19 protein-coding genes and 1 pseudogene are annotated in these 21,648 nt (G+C 66.7%); 11 read left to right on the top strand and 9 right to left on the bottom strand.

Features of this window, described 5'->3' with window-relative positions:
• Positions 1 to 47: 47 nt before the first annotated feature.
• From GN331_RS15250 to GN331_RS15240, 3 genes are all read left to right on the top strand, one after another.
• Positions 48 to 1,997 (top strand): OPT family oligopeptide transporter, encoded by a 1,950-nt coding sequence (locus GN331_RS15250; protein WP_156643141.1) that lies wholly within the window; start codon positions 48 to 50, stop codon positions 1,995 to 1,997.
• A 17-nt stretch (positions 1,998 to 2,014) separates the two neighbouring features.
• The gene (locus GN331_RS15245) at positions 2,015 to 4,081 is read left to right on the top strand and encodes an alpha/beta hydrolase family protein (RefSeq protein ID WP_156643140.1); all 2,067 of its coding nucleotides are present in this window, start codon (positions 2,015 to 2,017) and stop codon (positions 4,079 to 4,081) included.
• A 108-nt stretch (positions 4,082 to 4,189) separates the two neighbouring features.
• The gene (locus GN331_RS15240) at positions 4,190 to 4,378 is read left to right on the top strand and encodes a hypothetical protein (RefSeq protein WP_156643139.1); all 189 of its coding nucleotides are present in this window, start codon (positions 4,190 to 4,192) and stop codon (positions 4,376 to 4,378) included.
• Between the two features lie 25 nt (positions 4,379 to 4,403).
• Here the strand turns inward: GN331_RS15240 and GN331_RS15235 are convergent, their stop codons facing one another.
• The 8 genes from GN331_RS15235 to GN331_RS15200 all read right to left on the bottom strand — a co-directional run bounded on the left by GN331_RS15235 (position 4,404) and on the right by GN331_RS15200 (position 12,337).
• Positions 4,404 to 5,297 carry a hypothetical protein gene (locus tag GN331_RS15235; protein WP_156643138.1) on the bottom strand — a complete coding sequence of 298 codons (894 nt, stop codon included), beginning with the start codon at positions 5,295 to 5,297 and terminating at the stop codon, positions 4,404 to 4,406.
• Between the two features lie 120 nt (positions 5,298 to 5,417).
• Complete coding sequence (locus GN331_RS15230; protein WP_156643137.1) at positions 5,418 to 5,630, bottom strand: YbdD/YjiX family protein; 213 nt, start codon at positions 5,628 to 5,630, stop codon at positions 5,418 to 5,420.
• Positions 5,605 to 7,662 (bottom strand): carbon starvation CstA family protein, encoded by a 2,058-nt coding sequence (locus GN331_RS15225; RefSeq protein ID WP_156643136.1) that lies wholly within the window; start codon positions 7,660 to 7,662, stop codon positions 5,605 to 5,607. Before GN331_RS15225 ends, GN331_RS15230 begins: the two co-directional genes overlap by 26 nt.
• A gap of 23 nt (positions 7,663 to 7,685) precedes the next feature.
• Positions 7,686 to 8,681 carry a magnesium/cobalt transporter CorA gene (gene corA / locus GN331_RS15220; protein WP_156643135.1) on the bottom strand — a complete coding sequence of 332 codons (996 nt, stop codon included), beginning with the start codon at positions 8,679 to 8,681 and terminating at the stop codon, positions 7,686 to 7,688.
• Positions 8,682 to 8,695: 14 nt separating this feature from the next.
• Positions 8,696 to 9,865 (bottom strand): lipoprotein N-acyltransferase Lnb domain-containing protein, encoded by a 1,170-nt coding sequence (locus tag GN331_RS15215; RefSeq protein WP_231734533.1) that lies wholly within the window; start codon positions 9,863 to 9,865, stop codon positions 8,696 to 8,698.
• The gene (locus GN331_RS15210) at positions 9,852 to 10,730 is read right to left on the bottom strand and encodes a CorC family transporter (protein WP_156643133.1); all 879 of its coding nucleotides are present in this window, start codon (positions 10,728 to 10,730) and stop codon (positions 9,852 to 9,854) included. Before GN331_RS15210 ends, GN331_RS15215 begins: the two co-directional genes overlap by 14 nt.
• 97 nt (positions 10,731 to 10,827) lie before the next feature.
• Positions 10,828 to 11,298 carry an rRNA maturation RNase YbeY gene (gene ybeY, locus GN331_RS15205; protein WP_156643132.1) on the bottom strand — a complete coding sequence of 157 codons (471 nt, stop codon included), beginning with the start codon at positions 11,296 to 11,298 and terminating at the stop codon, positions 10,828 to 10,830.
• A gap of 52 nt (positions 11,299 to 11,350) precedes the next feature.
• The gene (locus tag GN331_RS15200) at positions 11,351 to 12,337 is read right to left on the bottom strand and encodes a PhoH family protein (protein ID WP_156643131.1); all 987 of its coding nucleotides are present in this window, start codon (positions 12,335 to 12,337) and stop codon (positions 11,351 to 11,353) included.
• 189 nt (positions 12,338 to 12,526) lie between these two features.
• Here GN331_RS15200 and GN331_RS15195 point away from each other — a divergent pair, with 189 nt between their 5' ends.
• From GN331_RS15195 to GN331_RS15180, 4 genes and pseudogenes are all read left to right on the top strand, one after another.
• On the top strand, positions 12,527 to 13,246 hold the full coding sequence (locus GN331_RS15195; RefSeq protein WP_231734532.1) for a TetR/AcrR family transcriptional regulator: 720 nt from the start codon (positions 12,527 to 12,529) through the stop codon (positions 13,244 to 13,246).
• Between the two features lie 15 nt (positions 13,247 to 13,261).
• On the top strand, positions 13,262 to 14,209 hold the full coding sequence (locus tag GN331_RS15190) for an HlyD family secretion protein (protein WP_156643129.1): 948 nt from the start codon (positions 13,262 to 13,264) through the stop codon (positions 14,207 to 14,209).
• Positions 14,210 to 14,250: 41 nt separating this feature from the next.
• Positions 14,251 to 15,179, top strand: a pseudogene (locus GN331_RS15185) (ABC transporter ATP-binding protein).
• Complete coding sequence (locus GN331_RS15180) at positions 15,176 to 16,264, top strand: ABC transporter permease (RefSeq protein WP_156643128.1); 1,089 nt, start codon at positions 15,176 to 15,178, stop codon at positions 16,262 to 16,264. The pseudogene GN331_RS15185 and the gene GN331_RS15180 overlap by 4 nt, the downstream one beginning before the upstream one ends.
• 7 nt (positions 16,265 to 16,271) lie before the next feature.
• On the opposite strand, the gene miaB is transcribed toward GN331_RS15180, so the two are convergent.
• Positions 16,272 to 17,657 carry a tRNA (N6-isopentenyl adenosine(37)-C2)-methylthiotransferase MiaB gene (gene miaB, locus GN331_RS15175; protein WP_156643127.1) on the bottom strand — a complete coding sequence of 462 codons (1,386 nt, stop codon included), beginning with the start codon at positions 17,655 to 17,657 and terminating at the stop codon, positions 16,272 to 16,274.
• A gap of 249 nt (positions 17,658 to 17,906) precedes the next feature.
• Here miaB and GN331_RS15170 point away from each other — a divergent pair, with 249 nt between their 5' ends.
• The 4 genes from GN331_RS15170 to GN331_RS15155 all read left to right on the top strand — a co-directional run bounded on the left by GN331_RS15170 (position 17,907) and on the right by GN331_RS15155 (position 21,593).
• Positions 17,907 to 18,773 carry a lytic transglycosylase domain-containing protein gene (locus GN331_RS15170; protein WP_425489307.1) on the top strand — a complete coding sequence of 289 codons (867 nt, stop codon included), beginning with the start codon at positions 17,907 to 17,909 and terminating at the stop codon, positions 18,771 to 18,773.
• Positions 18,774 to 18,931: 158 nt separating this feature from the next.
• The gene (gene petA / locus GN331_RS15165; RefSeq protein WP_156643125.1) at positions 18,932 to 19,573 is read left to right on the top strand and encodes a ubiquinol-cytochrome c reductase iron-sulfur subunit; all 642 of its coding nucleotides are present in this window, start codon (positions 18,932 to 18,934) and stop codon (positions 19,571 to 19,573) included.
• 3 nt (positions 19,574 to 19,576) lie between these two features.
• Positions 19,577 to 20,851 carry a cytochrome b gene (locus tag GN331_RS15160; protein ID WP_156643124.1) on the top strand — a complete coding sequence of 425 codons (1,275 nt, stop codon included), beginning with the start codon at positions 19,577 to 19,579 and terminating at the stop codon, positions 20,849 to 20,851.
• Positions 20,844 to 21,593, top strand: a complete 750-nt coding sequence (locus GN331_RS15155) for a cytochrome c1 (RefSeq protein WP_156643123.1) — start codon at positions 20,844 to 20,846, stop codon at positions 21,591 to 21,593. Before GN331_RS15160 ends, GN331_RS15155 begins: the two co-directional genes overlap by 8 nt.
• The last annotated feature ends 55 nt before the right edge of the window (positions 21,594 to 21,648 follow it).

The raw sequence follows: 21,648 nt of genomic DNA, 5'->3' as shown, positions 1-21,648 counted from the left end.
CGCCCCGTCGCTTACTTTCGGCGTTTTCGTGGCCCCGGGGACTTCCGATGAACCAGCCTGCGGCCGTGCCGCAATTGACCTTCCGCGCCGTCTTGCTCGCCATCGTGCTGGCGATGATCCTGGCCGCGGCCAACGCCTACCTCGGCCTGTTCGCCGGCCTGACCATCGCGACCGCGATTCCCGCGGCGGTGGTGTCGATGGGCGTGCTCCGCCTGCTCGGCGGCGGCACGATCCTCGAGAACAACATCGTGCAGACCGGCGCGTCCGCCGGTTCGTCGATCGCGGCCGGTGTGATCTTCACCATTCCCGCGCTGATCATCCTGGGCTATTGGGATGACTTCCGGTACTCGTGGGTGCTCGCGATCGCAGGCCTCGGCGGCCTGCTCGGCGTGCTGTTCTCGGTCCCCCTGCGTCGTTCGATGATCGTCGACGATCCGCTCCCGTTCCCCGAGGGCAAGGCCGCGGCCGAAGTGCTCAAGGCCGGCGAGAACCCGGGCCCGGGTTTGAAGATCCTCGGCATTTCCGCCGCACTCGGCGGCATCGTGAAGTTGTTCGCCGAAAGCGGCCTGCGCCTGATTCCCGACAACGCGGCCGGCGCCGGCTTCTTCGGCAAGTACCTCGGCTACATGGGCACTGGCCTGTCGCCGGCGCTGCTCGGCGTGGGCTACATCGTCGGGCTCAACATCGGCATCGTGGTCGTGTCGGGCAGCATCCTGTCCTACAACATCGCGATCCCGATCTACCACGCGTTCTTCCTCGGAAGCGATCCGGCGATGGCCGCGGCCGTCGCGGGCCAGAGCGCCTTCGACACCGCCGGGATCCTGCGCGGCGAGCGCATCCGTTACCTCGGTGTCGGCGCGATGCTGGTCGGCGGCATCTGGACCTTGTTCTCGCTGCGCAAGTCGCTCGCCTCGGGCATCAAGAGCGGCATCGCCGCGGCCCGCAAGGGCAGCGGTGCGATCGTCGCGGAAACCGAACGCGACCTGCCGATGAAGTGGATGCTCGTCGCGCTCGTACTCTTCGTCCTGCCGCTGCTCGGTCTGTACCAGGCGATCGTGTCGAACTGGGGCGTCAGTATCCCGATGACGCTGATCATGATCGTCGCCGGCTTCCTGTTCGTGTCCGTATCGGCCTACCTTGCCGGTCTGGTCGGTTCCTCGAACAATCCGGTGTCGGGCATCACGATCGCGACGATCCTGTTCGCATCGGTCGTGCTGATGCTGCTGCTCGGTCGCGATTCCCAGATCGGCGCGGTCGCCGCGATCATGATCGGCGCGGTGGTTTGCTGCGCGGCGGCGGTCGGCGGCGACAACCTGCAGGATCTCAAGGCCGGCTACATCGTCGGCGCGACGCCGTGGAAGCAGCAGCTCATGCTCGGCATCGGCTCGTTCTCCTGCGCGCTGATCATGGCCCCGGTGCTGAACCTGCTGTCCCAGGCCTACGGCATCGGCCCGGCGACGCCGGAGCATCCCAACTCGCTCAACGCACCGCAGGCCACGCTGATGGCGTCGGTGGCCAAAGGCATGTTCGGCGGCGAATTGCCCTGGAACATGATCATCGCCGGCGGCGTCATCGGCGCGATCATCATCGCGATCGACGAGGTACTGAAGAAGCGCGGTTCGCACTTCCGAGTGCCCGTGCTCGCCGCGGCGATCGGCATCTACCTCCCGCTCGAACTCATGGTGCCGATTTTCCTCGGCGGCCTGCTGTCGTGGTTCGTCGAGAAGCGCCTGCACATGCATGCCGACACCGAGGAAGGCCGCGACCGCATCCACCGCCCGGGCGTCCTGTTCTCGGCTGGCCTGATCACCGGCGAAGCGCTGATGGGCATCCTGATCGCGGTCCCGATCGTCGTGAGCAGCCGTGGCGACATCCTCGCGCTGCCCGAGACGCTGCGCACGGGCGAAGGCATCGCGCAGCTCATCGGCCTGGCTGTGCTGGCGTTCGTCGCCTGGCTTCTGTTCCGCACCGCGATTCGTTCGCACGCACACACCTGATCCACGGAGTCTTTTAGATGAAGTCTGTCCATTCCATCCTCGCGCTGGCGTTGCTCGCCGCATTGCCCGCGCTCGCTCACGCCGAGCGCGGCTTCGAAGTGCGCGATCTCGCCAAGCTCGATCGCGTGTCCGCACCCGTGTTGTCGCCCGACGGCCGCAAGGTCGTGTTCGCCAAGCGCGTCGTGGATTTCGCGGCGAACAAGAGCGCGACGTCGCTGTGGATCGAAGACCTGTTCGCACGCGACGCCGCGCCGCCGGTGCGCCTCACGCCCGAAGGCTGGAGCGTCAACTCCGCGACCTTCTCCGACGACGGCACGCGCGTGTACTTCCTCAGCGCGAAGGGCGGCTCGATGCAGCTGTATTCGATCGCGGTCGCCGGTGGCACGCCGGTGCAGCTGACGGACCTGGCCGTCGATGTCGGCGGCTACGTCGTTTCGCCCGACGGCAAGCGCGTCGCGCTCGCGCTGGAAGTGTTCGCCGACTGCAAGGCCGACCTGCAGTGCAACGTCACGCGCAGCAAGGAGCGCGAAGAGCGCAAGGCCTCGGGCGTCGTGTTCGACCGCCTCTTCATCCGCCACTGGGATGCCTGGAACGAAGGCAAGCTCAATCGCGTGTTCGTCGCGCCCTTCGCCGCCGATGGCGCGAAGATCACGCAGGCCACGCTCGTCGGCAGCGATGTGATCGGCGACGTGCCGTCGCGTCCGTTCGGCGACACGAGCGAGATGGCGTGGTCGCCCGACGGCAAGTCGCTCGTGTTGTCCGCGCGCAAGGCCGACAACGTCGAACCGTGGTCGACCAACTTCGACCTGTACATGGTCAACGCCGACGGCACGGGCGCCGCGAAGAACCTCACCGCCGCCAACAAGGCGTGGGACACCAACCCGGTGTTCGCCAACGACGGCAAGACGCTGTACTACCGCGCGATGAAGCGCCCGGGTTTCGAAGCCGACCGCTTCGCGCTGATGGCGATGGATCCTGGTACAGGTAGCACCCGCGAGATCGCGTCGAAGTGGGACGCCTCCGCGAACGGTATTTTGCTTTCAGAAGACGGTAAGTCCATCTACACCACCGCCGAAGAACTCGGCCAGGCCCCGCTCTTCTCCGTCGACATCGCGAGCGGCGAAGTCACGTCGATCATCAAGGACGGCACCGTGACCGCGGTCGATCTCGCCGGCCCGACGCTCGTCTACACGCGCAACTCGTTGCAGTCCGGCGATCAGTTGTTCGCCGCGCAGCCCGATGGTGCGACGCCGCGTGCGATCACGCAGAGCGCCGGCGAAATGGTGCCCGACGTGAAGTTCGGCGAAGCCACGCAGTTCAAGTTCGCCGGCTGGAACAACGAGACCGTGCACGGTTACGTCGTGAAGCCCTGGAACTACCAGCCGGGCAAGAAGTACCCGGTCGCGTTCCTGATCCACGGCGGCCCGCAGGGCAGCTTCGGCAACGGCTGGAGCTATCGCTGGAATCCGCAGACCTACGCCGGCCAGGGCTACGCGGTGGTCATGATCGACTTCCACGGTTCGACCGGTTACGGCCAGGCCTTCACCGACGCGATCAGCCAGCATTGGGGCGATCGCCCGCTCGAAGACCTGCAGAAGGGTTGGGACGCGGCGCTCAAGCAGTTCGACTTCCTCGACGGCTCGAAGGCCTGCGCGCTCGGCGCGTCGTACGGCGGCTTCATGGTCAACTGGATCGCCGGCAACTGGAATGCGCCGTGGAAGTGCCTGGTGTCGCACGACGGCGTGTTCGACCAGCGCATGATGGGTTACGCGACCGAAGAACTGTGGTTCAGCGAATGGGAAAACGGCGGCACGCCGTTCGAGCATCCGGAAAACTACGAGCGCTTCAATCCGGTCAACCACGTCAAGGATTGGAAGAAGCCGATCCTCGTGGTGCATGGCCAGTTGGACTTCCGCATTCCGGTGGAGCAGGGCATCGGCGCATTCACCGCGGCGCAGCGCCAGGGGATCGAGTCGAAGTTCCTGTACTTCCCCGACGAGAACCATTGGGTGCTCAAGCCGCAGAACAGCGTGCTCTGGCACGACACGGTCAATGCGTGGCTGAAGCAGCATATCGGCCAGTAATCCGGCCGATTCGACCGACCAAAGGCCCCGCGGTTGCGGGGCCTTTTGTTTTCACGCAGCCTCGACGGTGGCCACACGAGCGTGGCCGCTCCGACTAGGGGAGGCGGCATGTACGAGATCGACCACGGGGGCGAGTTCAAGGCGTATCGCGGGCCGGACCGTCGGAAGAACGTCGAGCGGCGCAAGTCGAACGATCGCCGCGAGATGATCCGATTCGAGCCGGACAAGGCCGACCGGCGTTGCGGCAAGGATCGAAGGAAGGCGGCGGCGTGGGGGACGATCGCGTCGCGCACCTGACGTGCGCGACGCTTCAAACCGTCTTTCAGTACTCGAACACGCGCGCGCACGGCGTCGGATTGACCACGCCGGCACCGTTGTTGAGTGCATCGAGGTAGTTCTTCAGGACTTCCTGTTCCGCGCGATCGGGATGGCCCGACGGCGTGTACGGGCTGTCGGCAAGCGAGGCGTTCGCCACCGCGATCAACTCGTTGATCGTTCCACCGAAGGGCGCGTAGATGCGCGTGCCGTCGACGAATCCCGCTTCGACGTTGAGCCGCATCGCCGCCAGGTGCGTCGACAACTTCCACGCCATGTTGGTCGCGTTGCTGTCGAGCAGCCACGTGGCGAACTGCGGGTGGTTGGTCGGATCGAATGCGCTGCCGCTCGCGCCGACGAGATTGAGCGCCGACAGGATCGCGAACTCCGGTGCGAGCGAGCCGCCGTCCATCAACGTCGCCAGGCCGTTCTTGTTGTGCCAGTACCCCGGCGTCTTGCCGCCGCTCGGCTTGGTGCAGTAGTTGCCGAACGTCAGTTGCGTCGTCTTGCCGACTTGCACGGCGATGCCGGTCTGCGGGTTGATCGGATGGCCCTGCGCATCGACGGGCGCGGACTGCACCCAGTTGCCGCCGAGCGGGGTGGCTTCGGACACGATGTAGTCCGTGCCGATCGGGATGTTCGAGAACTGCGCGTAGCCGAAGCTGTCGGTCGGCAGCACGCCGAGCGTGCCGAGCGATGCGGAGCCGAGCGTCATCGGCCAGCCCGCAAGGCGGACTTCACCGACGTCGTGCACGCCGTTGGCGTTCTTGTCGTAGAACTTCTTGACGATGATCGTGCCGGTCGAGCAGTAGCAGGCCCACGCCGTGCCGGTCGCGAGTGCCGCGACGACCAAAGCTGTGAGAAGCGGCGTCGTGCGAGACGCCTTTCGAGTCCGTTCCATGTGTCCACCCCTTGGGTTGTTGGTCGGGGAGGTCTCCCCGTCGCAACACACTCAACGGATGAGGTTGGACCAAACCGGACAGCCGCTTGTCGCGGCGAAAAATTTCACGCGACGCTCACGTCAACAGCAGCGCGAACGCCCTTTTCCGTAACGCGCCTGCATGCGTTCGATCGCGAAGGCTTCGCGCGTCATCGGTGTCGCATCAGGGTGCTGCGCGCGCATGTGCGCGACGTACGCGTCGTAATCGGGTAGCCCGATCGCCAGGCGCGCGGTGGCGGTCGCGGCCGACCACGCGTCGCGCAATTGCTCAACGAGTCGCGTCGAGCGCCACATGCGGCGTCTCCATCGCGGTCGGCGTGCTGCTGCGACGCGCACGCAAGGCGGCGCGCACCGCGAACACCAGCGTGAGCACCACCACGCCCATGAACAACGCGCACAACGCCGCGTCGACCTGGTAGTTGAAGATCACGCGGCGCATTTCGTCGAGCGACTTCGCCGGCGCGAGCACCTCGCCACGCGCCAGGGCGTCGCCGAAACGGCGCGCGTTGGCGAGGAAACCGATCTTCGGATCGGCGTGGAAGAGTTTTTGCCAGCCCGCGGTCAGCGTGCAGACGAGCAACCACGTCGTCGGCACCGCGGCGACCCACAGGAACCGCTCGCGCTTCATCTTCACCAGCACGGCGCACACGAAGATCATCGCCAGGCCCGCGAGCATCTGGTTCGCGATGCCGAACAACGGCCACAGCGTGTTGATGCCGCCGAGCGGATCGACGACGCCCTGGTAAAGGAACCAACCCCAGCCCGCGACCGCGAGCGCGGTACACACCAGGTTCGCGGTCCAGCTCTCGGTGCGCTTGAACGAGGGCACCGCCAGGCCGACGAGATCCTGCAGCATGAAGCGCGCCACGCGCGTGCCCGCGTCGATCGTCGTGAGGATGAACAAGGCTTCGAACAGGATCGCGTAGTGGTACCAGAAGGCCATCATCCCGGTGCCGCCGGCGATGCCGTGGAGGAGTTGCGCCATGCCGACGGCGAGCGTCGGTGCGCCACCGGTGCGCGAGAGGATGGTCGTTTCGCCGATCTCGCGCGCGGTTTGCGTCAGCACGTCCGGCGTGACGACGAAGCCCCATTGCGCGATCGCCTGCGCGGCCGATTCGGCCGTCGTGCCGATCGCGGCGGCCGGTGCGTTCATCGCGAAATACACCGCCGGGTCGAGCACGCAGGCCGCCACCAGCGCCATCACAGCGACGAAGGCTTCCATCAACATGCCGCCGTAACCGATCGCGCGGATCTCGCGTTCGTTCGAAATCATCTTCGGCGTGGTGCCGGAAGCGATCAGCGCATGGAAGCCGGAGATCGCGCCGCACGCGATGGTGATGAACAGGAACGGGAACAGGGCGCCGGCGAACACGGGGCCCGTGCCGTCGACGAAGCGCGTCACCGCGGGCATCTTCAGTTCGGGCATCGCGACCAGGATCGCGACGGCGAGCAACACGACCGTGCCGATCTTGAGGAACGTGGAGAGATAATCGCGCGGTGCGAGCAGCATCCACACCGGCAACACCGCGGCGATGAAGCCGTAGGCGATCAGCATCCACGCCAGGGCCTTGCCGTCGAAGGTGAACACCGGCGCCCATTCCGGCGACGCCGCCACGTGCCCGCCGAGCCAGATCGACGCGAGCAGCAACACCAGGCCGATGATCGAAGCTTCGAGGATGCGCCCCGGGCGAAACCACCGCAGCCATGCGCCCATCAACAAGGCGATCGGAATCGTCATCGCCACGGTGAACGTGCCCCACGGGCTTTCGCCGAGCGCTTTCACCACGACGAGCCCGAGCACCGCGAGCAGGATCACCATGATCGCGAGGATGCCGATCATCGCGGTGACGCCCGCGGCGGCGCCGAGTTCGGTGCGGATCATCTCGCCGAGCGAACGCCCGTCGCGCCGCACCGAAAGGAACAGGACCATCATGTCCTGCACCGCGCCGGCGAGCACGACGCCGAACAGGATCCACAACAGGCCGGGCAAGTAACCCATTTGCGCGGCGAGGACCGGGCCCACGAGCGGACCCGCGCCGGCGATCGCGGCGAAGTGATGCCCGAACAACACCGACTTCTGCGTCGGCACGTAGTCCAGGCCATCGTTGCGGCGCCATGCGGGCGTCGCGCGCGTGGGATCGATGCCGAGCGCCTTCTCCGCGATGTAGCGCGCGTGGAAGCGATAGCCGATGAAGAACACCGACACCGCGGCCGACACGATCCACAACGCACCGACGGATTCGCCGCGCGACAACGCAAGCGTCGCCAGGCAGAACGTTGCGAACAGCGCGAGCGCGCCCCAGCCGAGCCAAGCCATCTTCCGCATCGCGTGCTTCTCCCCGGCGCGGCCTACAGCCAGCGCACTTTCTTCAGGTAACGGTACAGCGCGATCACGACCACGCCGACGACGCCGACCAGGATCGCGTAGCTCCAGCGGCCGTGCAGTTCGGGCATGTGGCCGAAGTTCATGCCGTACCAACTGGCGATCAGCGTCGGCGCGGCGAGCAGCGCGGCCCAGCCGGCGAGCTTCTTCACCACCTCGCCCTGGTTCACGGTGACCAGCGAGAGGTTGACGCTCATCGCGGCGGTGAGCATCTCGCGCATGGTGTCGGTGGATTCGTTCACGCGCATCGCGTGGTCGAGCACGTCGCGGAAGTACAGGCGCACTTCGTCGGGCACCAGCGCGCCGTGCATGCGGGTGAGTTGCGCGAGGATGTCCTGCATCGGCGAGACCGCCAGGCGCAGTTGCGTGAGTTCGCGCTTGAGTTCGTAGAGCTTGATGATCGTGTCGCGGCGGAAGGTCTCGGCGAAGATGTCCTGCTCCAGCGCGAACAGCGAATCGCGGAAGCCTTCGACGATGGGCTGGTAGTTGTCGACGACGAAGTCGAGCACCGCATACAGCCCGTAGGCGGGGCCGAGCGCGAGCAGTTCGGGTTCGCGCTCCACGCGCGCGCGCACCGGCGCGTACGACAGCGATGCGCCATGGCGCACGGTGACCAGGTACCGCGGCCCGAGGAAGGCGTGCGTTTCGCCGAAGCGGATCTTGTCGTCGACCAGTTGCGCGGTGTGGACCGCGACGAAGATCGAATTGCCGTAGGCCTCGATCTTCGGGCGCTGGTGCGCGTGCAGCGCGTCCTCGACCGCGAGCTCGTGCAGGCCGAACTCTTCCTGCAGTTTCTCGAGCAGCGTGTCTTCCGGTTCGTACAGGCCGACCCAGACGAAGCTGCCGTCGTCGACCGACAGCACGTCGCTGATTTCATCGAGCGAGATGTCGCGGCGCTGACCGTGGCGATCGTAAGTCGCGCAGTTGATGACGCAGGGAGGCATGGTGGCGGGCGCGGTCATGCCCGCATGCTGCCTCAAGCGCGCCGGGCGGGAAAGGCCAGCGCGGCGTGGATGGGCAGCAGCAGCGCGATCCACGGGGCCTGGAACTGCGCGCCCGCGGGCAATTGCAGGAAACAGGCGAGCACGCCGCCGGCGACGATCGCGATGCGGACCCACTGGTGGAAGCGCGTCGTCGCACGCCCGCGCAGCAGCGCCCATGCGCCCGGGAGCAGCAACAGGCAAAGCGGCGAGAACAGCAACAGGTTGTGGTTCGCCCAACCCGCGATGTGCGCCGTGCAGCACCAGAGGAAGGCCATGACCAGGCCGAGCGCGCCGCACGCGGACCACAAGGGCAGCGCGACGGCGCCGAGGACGCGCGGCTTGTGCGTCATCAACCAGCGCAGGCCGATCGCCAGCAGCAGGCCCGCGATCAACCACGGCCACCAACGACGCTGCGCATCCGGCGGTTCGGGCGGGAGGCGATGCGGCAGCAGTTGCGTTTCGGCGAGTACGAGCGGACGCCCTTCGCTGTTCTTCATCTCGCGCAGGCTCGCGGCCAGGCGCATCGGCACGAAGGCGTCTTCCCAGCGCGAGAGCGGTCGGTCCGCGTACGGGCCCAGGCCGATGTCGAATCCGAGCCACATCCACGACGCGGGCGAGGCCAGGCGCACCGATTCGCTGCGGAACGTATCGCCCGCCGAACGCACGGCGAGCTGCTTGCGCAAGGCGCCGCCCATCGCGCGATCGAGCGCATCGCGCACGCGCGTGGAGCAGTTGTCGGTGAAGTAGTCGTAGCGGTAGCGCGCGTTTTCCGGGCGCGCGTTGAGCGCGAGCGCATCGGCGAGCGCGGTCGCCTGCGCGGGTGGCAGGTCGAGCCATTGGATCGATACGCCGCGGCCCACTTCGCGGTAGTAAGTCAGGTCCTCCGACATCGGCAGCACGGCGAGCAGGTAACGCATGTCGCCCTGCACGAAGCGGCCGATGAAGCCGGGTTCGCCCGGATCGAAGAAGCCGAAGTTGTAGGACAGCGGCGCGGGCGCATCGGGATCGTCGACGACGATCGCGTTGTGGCCGAAGCGTTCGAAGAAGATTTCGCCGGGCTGCATCGTCATCACGCCGATGCGCGGCGTGGCGGCACTCGCCGCCGTGGCGAAGAGCCACAGCAGCAAGGCGATCAGCGCGAATGCGCCCTTATGCGTCCGCATGCACGCTGACGTGGAGGGCATGCAGGCGGCGTGCGTCGGCCCGCGCGACGCGGAAACCGAAACGGCCCAGCGTGAGTTCCTCGCCGGCTTCGGGCAAATGCCCGATCGCCGCGGTGAGCAGGCCGCCGATGGTGTCGTATTCGTCGTCGTCGAAATCCGAACCGAAGCGTTCGTTGAAATCGGAGATCGGCGTGAGCGCGTCGACGACGAAGTGGCCATCGGCCTGCGCGGAGATCAGCGCCGTTTCGTCGACCGCTTCGTCGTGCTCGTCGTCGATGTCGCCGACGATCTGTTCCAGCACGTCCTCGATCGTGACCAGGCCGGCGACGCCGCCGTACTCGTCGATCACGATCGCCATGTGGTTGCGCGACTGGCGGAACTCGCGCAGCAGCACGTTGAGTTTTTTCGACTCGGGGATCAGCACGGCCGGGCGCAGGAATTCGCGCACGCTGTTGCGGGCATGGTCGTTCGCGTGGGCGTGTTGGGCCACGACCACGCGCAGCAGGTCCTTGGCGAGCAGGATGCCGAGGATCTCGTCCTTGCCTTCACCGTGGACCGGGAAGCGCGAATGGCCCGATTCGACGACCAGGCGCATCAGCGTTTCGAGCGAGGCGTCGGCCGAGAGCGCGACCATCTGGGCGCGCGGGATCATCACGTCGCCCACCGTCAGGTCGGACACCGCGATGGCGCCTTCCATCATCCGCAGGGTGTCGGCCGCGATCAGGCCGTCGGCCTGCACGTCGCGCAGCAGCTCGACCAGATCCTCGCGGGTGGTGGGTTCGCCGGACAGCGCGGCGGTGATGCGATCGAGCCAGGTGCGGCGGCTCTTGTCTTCGGTTTGCGGGGGACTGTCGTCGTCGGCCATGGGGGTGGGGAAGAACGCTCCGGAGACGTGGAGCGACCGTAAGGCGAGTCTAGCGCAGGCGGGGGTCGGGCCGGTGAATCGCCGCTGGAAGCCGCGATCAGCCTTCGGCGTAGGGGTCTTCGATGCCCATTTCGGCGAGGATTTCGCGCTCCAGCTGCTCCATGCAATCGGCTTCGCGGGCGTCTTCGTGGTCCCAGCCGAGCAGGTGCAGCGCGCCGTGGACGGTGAGATGGGCGTAGTGGTCGATCAGCGCCTTCTTCTGTTCGCGCGCCTCGCGGGCGATGACCGGCGCGCACAGGACGATGTCGCCCAGCAGCGGAAGGACCACGCCTTCGGGCAATTCGGCCGGGAAGCTCAGCACGTTGGTCGCGTAATCCCGCCCGCGGTAGTGGCGGTTGAGGGCGCGGCCTTCCTTGGTGCCGACGATGCGGATGGCCAGGTCGGCCTCGCGGATGCGGCCCTTGAGCGCGGCGGCCACCCACTTGCGGAAGCTCACCGCCGCGGGCAGGCCGAGGCGGGGCAGGGCGTATTCGACCGAAACGTCGAGACGAACGGGACCTCGTGTCATCGCATTCCGTCGCGTGCGCGGGAGGGGCGCGACATCTTATCCCCGTACGCGTTCAGGCGTTGGCTCCGGTCGACGTGTCGTCCGCGTCGCGTGCGTCGTAGGCATTGACGATGCGCGCCACCAGCGGATGGCGCACGACGTCGCGCGACTGGAAGAAGGTGAAGCTGATGCCGTCCACGGCACGCAGCACGTCGACCGCATCGCGCAGGCCCGACTTGATGTGCTTGGGCAGGTCGATCTGCGTCAGGTCGCCGGTGACCACGGCGGTCGAGCCGTAGCCGATGCGCGTCAGGAACATCTTCATCTGCTCGATGGTGGTGTTCTGCGCCTCGTCGAGGATCACGAACGCATCGTTGAGCGTGCGACCGCGCATGTAGGCCAGCGGCGCGATCTCGATGACGTTCTTCTCCAGCAGCTTGACCACTTTTTCCACGCCGAGCATTTCGTACAGCGCGTCGTAGAGCGGGCGCAGGTAGGGATCGACTTTCTGCGTCAGATCGCCGGGCAGAAAGCCCAGCTTTTCGCCGGCTTCCACCGCCGGGCGCACGAGGATCAGCCGCTGCACGCGCGATTCGTTCAGCGCTTCGACCGCCATCGCCACCGCGAGGAAGGTCTTGCCGGTGCCCGCGGGGCCGACGCCGAAGTTGATGTCGTGCGTGGCGATCGCGTGCAGGTACTTGGCCTGGTTGGCGCCGCGGCCGCGAATCGTGCCGCGCTTGACGCGAATCGCCACGTCCTGCGGTTCGATGTCGGGCGTGGCCTGGTCGTCGGCGTTCACGGCGTTGAGGCGCACGTTGATCGCGTGGCCGTCGAAGCGCTCGTCGCCGGCTTCGGCGTAGAGCGCGCGCAGGAATTTTTCGGTGCGCGCGACCGCCGGTTCGGGGCCGGTGACGCGGAAGATGTTGCCGCGATTGGCGATCTCCACGCCCATGCGCAATTCGATCTGCCGCAGGTGCGCGTCGAAGGCGCCGGCCAGGTTGGCCAGGCGTTCGGTGTCGTCGGGTTCGAGGATGAAGTCGCGATGCGAGGGGTCGTTCATGCGGGGAAAGGGTAGCGCGCTCGCCGTGCGACGCGCGATGAACGCCGCCGTGCGTGGATAAGTAGGTCAAAAAAGACGGCCGTCCGATGCAATGCAATGCGTGGTCCTGATCAGGGCCCGGGCGACCGCCCGTCGGCCATCGCTTGCGTTAATTAATTACAGAATTAATATTGCCCCCCTATGACGCCGTTGCCTGCCAAATCCCGCCGGAAACCCGCCCCCAAAACGTCGGAAGTCGTTGAAACGGCAGAGCTTCCCGCCGCGCGTGGCCGCAAGCCCGGCAGCCGCGCGGTCGGCCGCCCGACCGGCGAAGGCGGCGATCTGCGCGCCCGCCTGCTCGATGTCGCCGTCTCCTGTTTCGCGCGCCAGGGCATCGCCGCGAGCACGCTGCGCGAGATCGCCCAGGAAGCGGGCGTGAACCCCGCGCTCGTCCACTACTACTTCGGCGACAAGCTGCAACTGCAACAGGCGGTGATCTCCGAACGCCTGATGCCGGTGTTCGCCGAAGTGCGCAACGCCACGCTGCAGGGCGGCGACGACATCTCGAGCGTGATCGCCGGTTTCGTGCGCGGCATGTGCGAGACCGTCGACAAGCATCCGTGGCTGCCGCCGCTGTGGGTGCGCGAAGTGTTGTGCGAAGGCGGCGCGCTGCGCGAGTTGCTGTTCACGACCATGGCGCCGCAGATGCCGCAGATCCTGGCGGCGAAGTTCGCGCAGGCGCAGGCCGACGGCCAGCTCAATCGCGAACTCGATCCGCGCCTGCTCGTCGCATCGCTGATCGGATTGACCCTGTTCCCCGCCGCGGGCGCGCCGATCTGGCGCCGCCTGTTCGACGCCGACGACATCGACGCCGTCGCCATGAAGAACCACGCCATCGCCCTGCTGGACACCGGCATCGGCGTCCCCTGACCACGAGCCCGCCCCATGACCCTCCGCCCCCGACTGCTCGTCCTGTGCACCTTCGCCGTCCTCGCCGCCTGCCGTAACGACGCTCCGCAAGCGCTCGGCACGCTCGAATACGACCGCATCACCTTGCCCGCGCCCGCGGCGGAAAAGATCGTCGCGATCGGCGTGCGCGAAGGGCAGCAGGTCAAGGCCGGCCAATCGCTGCTGCAACTCGAACTCGACCGCACGCGCGCCAGCACCGAAGCGATGCGCGCGCAGGCGGCGCGCCAACGCGCGACGCTCGCCGAGCTCGAAGCCGGCCCGCGCGCCGAAGAGATCGCCCGCGCACGCGCCGAACTCGCCGCCGCCCGCGCGCAGGCGAACGACACACGCATCTACTACAACCGCGTGCGCCAGTTGGGCGCGCAGCAGTTGATGGCCGCCTCCGACATCGACCGCGCACGCGCATCCGCCGACAACGCCGCCGGCACCGCGCGCGCATTGGAAGCGGCGCTGAAGGAACTGGAAGCCGGCACGCGCATCGAACAGATCGCGCAGGGCGAAGCCGCGCTGGCCGCATCGGAAGCCGATGTCGCCGCGCAACAGGTCACGTTGGGCAAGCTGTCGGTCGTCGCGCCGCGCGACGGCCTCGTCGACAGCATTCCCTACAAGCTCGGCGACCAGGCCGCGGTGGGACAGCCGCTCGCGATCCTGCTCGTCGGCCAACCGTTCGCGCGCGTGTACGTGCCCGAACCGATCCGCGCGAATGTCGCCGTCGGCACGAAAGCCAAACTCTTCATCGATGGGAAAGACGACGCGATCCCCGGCACCGTGCGCATGATCCGCACCGAGCCGACGTTCACGCCGTACTTCGCACTCATCGGAAAGGACGCCGCGCGCATGTCGTACATCGCCGAAGTCCTGGTCGACGACAAGAACGCCAAGCTCCCCGCGGGCCTGCCGGTGCGCGCGGAGTTCGCGGAGTGAGCGCGCAACCCGCCGCCGCGCAGGGGACCGCCGACCTCGCGATCCGCGCGCGCGGCCTGACCAAGCGCTTCAAGCAACTGGTCGCCGTCGACCACGTCGACCTGAGCGTGCCGAAGGCGAACGTCTACGGCTTCCTCGGCCCCAACGGCTCGGGCAAGACCACGACCATCCGCATGCTGTGCGGCCTGATGACGCCGACCGAAGGCGAGATCGAAGTGCTCGGCCTGCACCTGCCGAAGCAAGCCGAAGAACTGCGCCGCCGCATCGGTTACATGACGCAGAAGTTCTCCTTGTTCGACGACCTGAGCGTGCGCGAGAACCTGGAATTCCTCGCCGCCGTGCAGGACCTCCCGCGCGCGAAGGCGCGCACGCGCATCGACGAACTGATCGAGCGTTACCACTTCTCCGATCGCCAGGAACAACTCGCCGGCACGATGAGCGGCGGACAGAAGCAGCGCCTCGCGCTTGCCGGCGCCGTGATCCATTCGCCCGAATTGTTGTTCCTCGACGACCGACCAGCGCGGTGGATCCCGAATCGCGCCGCGACTTCTGGGAAAAACTCTTCGAGCTCGCCGATGGCGGCACCACCATCCTGGTCTCCACGCACTACATGGACGAAGCCGAACGCTGCCATCGCATCGCGATCCTCGACCGCGGCGTGCTCGTCGCCGACGGCAGCCCGGCCGAACTCACGGGCGCGATCACCGGCCGCACGCTCGCCGTGCAATCGAACACGCCGCGCCGCGTTCGCCGCGCGCTGATGGACGTGCCGGGCGTGATCAGCGCCGCGCAGGTCGGCAATACGCTGCGCGTGCTCGCCACCCAGGGCGACATGGTCGATCGCCTGCAACAGGCGATCGCCGCCGCGGGCCTGCACGGCGAGATCACCGAGTCCGAACCGAATCTCGAAGACGTCTTCGTCTCCGCCACGCGCAGCCGCGAAGCGGCGCAGACCGGAGCCGCCGCATGAGCTTCCGCCGCCTGTTCGCGATCATGGTCAAGGAGTTGCGGCAGATGCGCCGCGACCGCATCACGCTGGCGATGATCGTCGGCATCCCGGTGATGCAGTTGGTGCTGTTCGGCTACGCGATCAACTTCACGCTGCGCAATCTGGACACGGCGATCGCCGACCAGGCGAACACCGCCGGGTCGCGCGCGCTGATCATGGACCTGCAGAACACCGGCGTGCTCAACCCCGTGCGCGATGCGAGTTCGCCGCAGGAATTGATGACGATGCTCCGTCGCGGCGAGATCAGCGTCGGCGTGGTCGTGCCGCCGGATTTCGAACGTCGCCGCATCGACGGGCGCGAAGCGGTGCAGATCCTCGTCGACGGCAGCGACACGGCGGTGCAGGGCGCGGCCGCGCAACTCGCGCAAACGCCGATCGACAGCGCATCGACGGTGGACAAACCCCCTGCGCAGATCAGCGTCGTCGGGTTCTACAACCCGGAGCGTCGCTCGGCGATCAACATCGTGCCCGGCCTGATCGGCATCATCCTGACGATGACCATGGTGATGTTCACCGCGGTGTCGTTGGTGCGCGAACGCGAGCGCGGCAACATGGAGTTGCTGATCGCAACACCGGTGAGCAGCAGCGAGTTGATGATCGGCAAGGTGCTGCCGTTCGCGGGCATCGGGTTCATCCAGACCACGCTCGTGCTGATTCTCGGCGCGTGGCTGTTCGAAGTGCCCGTGCGCGGCTCGCTGCTGGACGTCTACATCGCCGCGGTGCTGCTGATCCTGGCGAACCTCTCGCTCGGCCTGATGATCTCGACGAAGGCGCAATCGCAGTTCCAGGCGATGCAGATGACGTTCTTCGTCTTCCTGCCGTCGATCCTGCTGTCGGGCTTCATGTTCCCGTTCGCGGGCATGCCGAAGATCATCCAGTGGCTGGCCGAGGTGTTGCCGCTGACGCACTTCCTGCGGCTGGTGCGCGGGATCATGTTGCGCGGCGCGAGCCTGTGGGAGCTGTGGCCGTCGATGCTGGCGCTGATCGCCTTCACCGCCGTGATGATGACGGCGGCGATCCTCCGCTTCCAGAAGAAGCTCGACTGAGCGAGCGTTACGTCCGGACGCGCGCGCGCAAGGAATTCGTCATCGCTTCGGTGATGACGACATCGACGAACTGCCCGATCAGGCGCGGGTGGCCGGCGAAGTTCACGGAGCGCATGTTCTCGGTCTTGCCGGTCAACTCGTTCGGGTCTTTTTTCGACGGGCCTTCGACGAGCACCGTCTGCACGCTGCCGACCATCGCCTGCGAAATCTGCGCCGCGTGCACGTTGATTTGCGCCTGCAGGCGCTCCAGGCGCGCGTGCTTCTCCGCATCGGTCGTGTCGTCCGACAGATCGGCGGCCGGCGTGCCGGGACGGCGCGAGTAGATGAAGGAGAACGACTGGTCGAAGCCGACGTCTTCGATCAGCTTCATCGTCTTCTCGAAATCCGCGTCGGTTTCGCCGGGGAAGCCGACGATGAAGTCCGACGAGATCGAGATGTCCGGGCGTACCGCGCGCAGCTTGCGGATCTTCTGCTTGAACTCCAGTGCCGTGTAGCCGCGCTTCATCGCCGCGAGCACACGGTCGCTGCCGGCCTGCACGGGCAGGTGCAAATAGTTCGCCAATTGCGGGACGTCGCGATACGCCTCGATCAGCGAGTCGGAGAACTCGAGCGGATGCGAGGTGGTGAACCGAATGCGGCCGATGCCGTCGATGCCGGCGATCGTGCGAATCAGCAGGCCGAGATCGGCGATCTCGCCGTCGCCGAAGGGACCGCGGTAGGCGTTGACGTTCTGCCCGAGCAGGTTGATTTCGCGCACGCCCTGCGCGGCGAGTTGCGCGACTTCGACGAGCACGTCCTCGAACGGCCGCGAGACTTCTTCGCCGCGCGTGTAGGGCACGACGCAGAACGAGCAGTACTTCGAGCAGCCTTCCATGATCGAAACGAACGCGCTGGGGCCTTCGGCGCGCGGCTCGGGCATGCGGTCGAACTTCTCGATCTCCGGGAAGCTGATGTCGACCTGCGGCTGGCCGCTCGCGCGGCGTTCGCGGATGAGCTCGGGCAGGCGATGCAGGGTTTGCGGGCCGAAGACCAGGTCGACGTAGGGCGCGCGCTTCACGATCGCCGCGCCTTCCTGCGACGCCACGCAGCCGCCCACGCCGATCAGCACGGGCTTGCCGTCCTTCTTGAGCGCCTTCCAGCGGCCGAGCTGGCTGAAGACTTTTTCCTGCGCCTTCTCGCGGATCGAGCAGGTGTTGACCAGCACGACGTCCGCTTCCTCGACGTTGTCCGTCAGCTCCAGGCCTTCGGTCGCGGCGAGCACGTCGGCCATGCGGGCCGAGTCGTACTCGTTCATCTGGCAACCGTGGGTCTTGATGAAGAGCTTGCCGCGCGGGGCGGGGCGGGGGGCGTCGGCGGCGGGCGCGACGTCCGGAAGGACAGTCAATTCGGTCATGTCAGGTCCGGGAGGGCGGCGGTTAGTCCGCGCCGGCAGGTGGGTCGTGTGAAGGGGCGAAGTCTAACGCGCTGTTCTCACGTCCGGTTCGCGACGGGGGTCTCGTTCACATCGATCAAGGGTCTGTTCATATGAATCAAGAACTTGTCAAGCCTCACATTTGAGAGCAGCATGCCGGCCATGACTAGGGGATGGGGATTCTCGCGCGGCCTCGCCGCACTCGTATTCGTCGTCGCGGCCTCCGCGGCGATGCCGGCGTTCGCGGGCACGCTTTACCGTTGCGACACGGCCGACGGCGCGCGCAGCTACGTCAGCAAGCGCATCCCCGGCGCGAAGTGCACCGTCATCAGCTACGCGAAGTCCTCGCACGCGCCGGCCGCACCGCGCGCCGCGGCGGTGGGCAGCGCGACGACGCCGAGTTCGGTCGCCGGTTCCCCGATCTCGGAAACCGTGTCGACCAACGCCGTCGCACCGACCCCCGCGCCCGCCGCACCCGCGCTCAAGCCCTACCACGCGCCGCGCCTCGTGCAGGGGCAGGTGTATTCGTACATCCAGGATGGCGTTCGCCATTACACGAGCAAGGCGCCCAAGGGCGTCGCGGGCGCCACGTCGCTGCGCACGATCCGCTACAGCTTCATGGAGACGTGCTACGCCTGCGGCACGCGTCCGGGCGTCAACTTCAATACGCTGCGCCTCAACACCGATGCCTACGCGGCTGAAATCCGCGCGGCCGCCAAGCAGCACGGCGTGGACGAGGCGATCGTCCGCGCGATCATCCATGCCGAGTCGGCCTACAACCCCAATGCGCTCTCGCGCGTCGGCGCACAGGGCCTGATGCAGCTGATGCCGGCCACCGCCCGCCGCTTCGGCGTGGGCAACGCCTTCGACGCCAGCCAGAACATCTCCGGCGGCGTGCAGTACCTGGCCTGGTTGCTCAAGCGCTTCAAGGGCGATCTCACCCTGGCCGCTGCCGGTTACAACGCCGGCGAGGGCGCGGTGGACAAGTACCGCGGCGTTCCGCCGTACAACGAGACCCGCCGCTACGTCGAGCGCGTCTCGGTGCTGGCCGACCGTTACCGCGGAGCCATCGCCAGCAGCGCGCTGGCCACCAAGTAATCCCGGCGCCGGCACGGCCGGCGCGCGCCCCGGTCGACGATACGATTGTCGGCCGATTAAGCGTTCCGTTACACTTCCCCGTCTTTGTTGGCCCCCTCCACGCACGCTGCGCGAGGACGGCCAGTGCATCGGTTCAGCGTCTTACTGCGGAGTGTCGGATGGCCAATGTTGGAGTAGGGGTCAACGATCCCGCTCATGTCCACGACGGGGAACCCGTCAACCAGGGCCGTCGCCGGTTCCTGACCGCCACCACGGCCGTGGTCGGTGCGGTCGGTGTCGGCTTCGCGGCCGTGCCCTTCATCAAGTCCTGGAACCCGAGCGCGCGCGCCAAGCTCGCCGGCGCCCCGGTGACCGCCGACATCAGCGCACTGGCCGAAGGCACGCGCATGGTGCTCGAGTGGCGCGGCCAGCCGATCTGGATCGTCAAGCGTTCCAAGCAGATGCTCGACATCCTGCCGACGCTCGATCCCAAACTGCTCGATCCGACGTCCGAGAACCTCGACCAGCAGCCGGCGTACGCGCGCAACGAGCTGCGTTCGATCAAGCCGCAGATCTCCGTCCTCGTCGGCCTGTGCACCCACCTGGGCTGCTCGCCGGAAATGAAGGCCGAGATCAAGCCCGAGCCGTTCGATCCGGAATGGAAGGGCGGTTACTTCTGCCCGTGCCACAAGTCGCGCTTCGACATGGCGGGCCGCGTGTTCGCTGGCGTGCCGGCGCCGATCAACCTGCTCGTGCCGCCGCACCACTACGAAACCGAGACGTCGATCGTCATCGGTGTCGATCAGAAGGCAGGGGCATAAGCCATGGCCAATCTCCTGACGCGGACCGCGAACAACGTGATGGACTGGGTCAACGCGCGCGCGCCCGGCATGATGCCGGTGTACCGCAAGCACATGACCGAGTACTACGCGCCGAAGAACTTCAACGTCTGGTACTACTTCGGCTCGCTCGCGATGGTCGTGCTGGTCAACCAGATCCTGACCGGCATCTTCCTGACGATGCACTTCAAGCCGTCCGCGGCCGAAGCGTTCTCGTCGGTCGAATTCATCATGCGCGACGTGGAGTGGGGCTGGCTGATCCGGTACATGCATTCGACCGGCGCCTCGCTGTTCTTCATCGTCGTCTACCTGCACATGTTCCGCGGCCTGATGTACGGCTCGTACCAGAAGCCGCGCGAACTGGTGTGGGTCATCGGCATGGTGCTGTACCTGGTGCTGATGGCCGAAGCCTTCATGGGCTACGTGCTGCCGTGGGGCCAGATGTCGTTCTGGGGCGCGAAGGTGATCATTTCGCTCTTCGGCGCGATCCCGGTCATCGGCAACGGCCTGACCGAATGGATCATGGGCGACTACCTGCCCGGCGACGCCACGCTCAACCGCTTCTTCGCGCTGCACGTGATCGCGCTGCCGCTGGTGTTGCTGCTGCTGGTCGTGCTGCACCTGGGCGCGCTGCATGAAGTCGGGTCCAACAACCCCGACGGCGTGGACATCAAGAAGGGTCCGAAGGGCAATCGCTGGTCCACGACCGCGCCGGCCGACGGCATCCCGTTCCACCCGTACTACACGACGGGCAAGGATCTGTTCGGCGTCGGGTTCTTCCTGATCCTGGCGGCCTTCATCATCTTCTTCGCGCCGACCTTCGGCGGCTTGTTCCTGGAGCACGACAACTTCACGGAAGCCAACCGCCTGGTGACGCCGGAGCACATCAAGCCGACGTGGTACTTCACGCCGTACTACGCGATGTTGCGCGTGATCCCGTCGTGGTTCGCCATCAAGCTGTGGGGCGTGCTGGTGATGTTCGCCGCGATCGCCGTGCTGTTCCTGGTGCCGTGGCTCGACAAGTCGCCGGTGAAGTCCTACCGCTACCGCGGCAAGCTGTCGTGGGCGATGTTGCTGATGCTCGCCGTGTGCTTCGTCTGGCTCGGCAAGATCGGCGGCGGCCCGGGCACGGACCCGTCCGAAGTGATCATCGGCCGCGTGCTGACCTTCCTGTATTTCGTTTTCTTCATCACCATGCCGATCTGGACGAAACTGGATCGGACCAAGCCGGTGCCGGAACGGGTGACGATGCATGACTAACTTCTTCGTCCGCGCCGGCAAGGCCGCGGTGCTCGCCGCGGGTCTGCTGACCGCTTCGCTCGCCTTCGCAAACGAAGGCGGCAACCTGCAGCAGTCGGGCGTGCGCCTCGACGATCGCGCATCGCTCCAGCGCGGCGCGCAGCTGTACATGAACTACTGCAGCGGCTGCCATTCGCTGAAGTACCTGCGTTATTCGCGCATGGCCGAAGACCTCGGCCTGTCCGAAGACGACGTGCAGGCGAACCTCAACCTGACGGGCGTCAAGGTCGGCGAGACCATCGGCACGTCGATGACGGCGGCGCACGCGCAGCCGGCCTTCGGCAAGATGCCGCCGGACCTCAGCCTGATCTCGCGCGTCCGCGGCAGCGACTGGATCTACACCTACCTCAAGTCGTTCTACCTCGACGAAACCCGCCCGGTCGGCTGGAACAACACGCTCTTCCCGAACGTGTCCATGCCCAACCCGCTGTGGGAAATGCAGGGCCTGCAGCACGCCGTGCTCTCCAAGCCGAACGAAGCCGGCGAGCAGCACGTCGAGCGCCTGGAATTGCGTTCGCCCGGCACGCAGTCGGCCGAGCAGTTCGACCAGAGCGTCCGCGACATCAGCGCATTCCTCGAGTACGCCGGCGAGCCGGCCGCCCTCAAGCGCCAGAGCCTCGGCGTGTGGGTGGTCCTGTTCCTTGCGGCATTCACGTTCCTCGCGTATTTGGTCAAGAAGGAATACTGGAAGGACGTGCACTAAGCGCGCGCGGCCGGATCCGACCCCTGCCCTGACGGGCAGAGTCTGATTCGGCCAC

It is taken from the genome of Noviluteimonas gilva, from assembly GCF_009740395.1.
GTDB lineage: Bacteria > Pseudomonadota > Gammaproteobacteria > Xanthomonadales > Xanthomonadaceae > Noviluteimonas > Noviluteimonas gilva.
This window is presented reverse-complemented; position numbering and strand designations above follow the sequence as displayed.

Coding starts and splice junctions, on each gene's coding strand:
- GN331_RS15250 (WP_156643141.1), top strand. CDS start 48: ATGAACCAGCCTGCGGCCGTGCCGCAATTGACCTTCCGCGCCGTCTTG.
- GN331_RS15245 (WP_156643140.1), top strand. CDS start 2,015: ATGAAGTCTGTCCATTCCATCCTCGCGCTGGCGTTGCTCGCCGCATTG.
- GN331_RS15240 (WP_156643139.1), top strand. CDS start 4,190: ATGTACGAGATCGACCACGGGGGCGAGTTCAAGGCGTATCGCGGGCCG.
- GN331_RS15235 (WP_156643138.1), bottom strand. CDS start 5,297: ATGGAACGGACTCGAAAGGCGTCTCGCACGACGCCGCTTCTCACAGCT.
- GN331_RS15230 (WP_156643137.1), bottom strand. CDS start 5,630: ATGTGGCGCTCGACGCGACTCGTTGAGCAATTGCGCGACGCGTGGTCG.
- GN331_RS15225 (WP_156643136.1), bottom strand. CDS start 7,662: ATGCGGAAGATGGCTTGGCTCGGCTGGGGCGCGCTCGCGCTGTTCGCA.
- corA (WP_156643135.1), bottom strand. CDS start 8,681: ATGACCGCGCCCGCCACCATGCCTCCCTGCGTCATCAACTGCGCGACT.
- GN331_RS15215 (WP_231734533.1), bottom strand. CDS start 9,865: ATGCGGACGCATAAGGGCGCATTCGCGCTGATCGCCTTGCTGCTGTGG.
- GN331_RS15210 (WP_156643133.1), bottom strand. CDS start 10,730: ATGGCCGACGACGACAGTCCCCCGCAAACCGAAGACAAGAGCCGCCGC.
- ybeY (WP_156643132.1), bottom strand. CDS start 11,298: ATGACACGAGGTCCCGTTCGTCTCGACGTTTCGGTCGAATACGCCCTG.
- GN331_RS15200 (WP_156643131.1), bottom strand. CDS start 12,337: ATGAACGACCCCTCGCATCGCGACTTCATCCTCGAACCCGACGACACC.
- GN331_RS15190 (WP_156643129.1), top strand. CDS start 13,262: ATGACCCTCCGCCCCCGACTGCTCGTCCTGTGCACCTTCGCCGTCCTC.
- GN331_RS15180 (WP_156643128.1), top strand. CDS start 15,176: ATGAGCTTCCGCCGCCTGTTCGCGATCATGGTCAAGGAGTTGCGGCAG.
- miaB (WP_156643127.1), bottom strand. CDS start 17,657: ATGACCGAATTGACTGTCCTTCCGGACGTCGCGCCCGCCGCCGACGCC.
- GN331_RS15170 (WP_425489307.1), top strand. CDS start 17,907: ATGCCGGCGTTCGCGGGCACGCTTTACCGTTGCGACACGGCCGACGGC.
- petA (WP_156643125.1), top strand. CDS start 18,932: ATGGCCAATGTTGGAGTAGGGGTCAACGATCCCGCTCATGTCCACGAC.
- GN331_RS15160 (WP_156643124.1), top strand. CDS start 19,577: ATGGCCAATCTCCTGACGCGGACCGCGAACAACGTGATGGACTGGGTC.
- GN331_RS15155 (WP_156643123.1), top strand. CDS start 20,844: ATGACTAACTTCTTCGTCCGCGCCGGCAAGGCCGCGGTGCTCGCCGCG.